At 71.1% G+C, this 582-nt stretch carries 1 protein-coding gene; it reads right to left on the bottom strand.

Annotated elements, in window-relative coordinates:
• Positions 1-582: MFS transporter (locus tag EOA24_RS40345; protein ID WP_133375081.1), on the bottom strand; the 582-nt coding region annotated here is incomplete at both ends.

Raw genomic sequence — 582 nt, 5'->3', positions numbered from 1 at the left:
GCACGAGATGGCAGAGGACCGTTGCGGAGCGCGTGAAGCCGCGGTCGCCGGCGCGGCCGAAGACAGGCGTCACCGCCGCACCCCCGGCGCCGACCAGCGCGAAAAGCGCAATGCCTTTCTGGCCTAGGTCGAAGGGCGGAGCGGCGAGGCGCAGCGCCACCGCCGTCCAGAACACGCTGAAGGCGGCCATCACCAGGCTCGCCGTGAAGGCGCGGCGGCGCAGCACCGGTTCCTGGCGCAGAAGCAGAACCAACGAGGCGATGAGCCCCGCATAGCGCGCCTGCGCCAGCGGCCGCCGTCTCGGCAAGGTGAGGCCGAGCAGGATGGCAAGCAGCGCCAGCGCCGCGGCGCTGATGCCGTAGAAGGCACGCCAGCCGAAAGCGTCGGCGACGAGGCTGGCGATCGGACGCGACAGCAGGATGCCGATCATCAGCCCGCTCATCACGTCGCCGATGACGCGACCTTCCTGGCCCGGCGGCGCCATCGAGGCCGCCACCGGCACCAGCACCTGGATGCAGGAACAGGCGGCGCCGAGGATGAACAGCACAACCAGCAGCGAGGTGGCGGACGGCGCGAACGAAG

Origin of the sequence: Mesorhizobium sp. M2A.F.Ca.ET.039.01.1.1 (assembly GCF_003998035.1) — a bacterium.
Taxonomy (GTDB): Bacteria; Pseudomonadota; Alphaproteobacteria; order Rhizobiales; family Rhizobiaceae; genus Mesorhizobium.
This window is presented reverse-complemented; position numbering and strand designations above follow the sequence as displayed.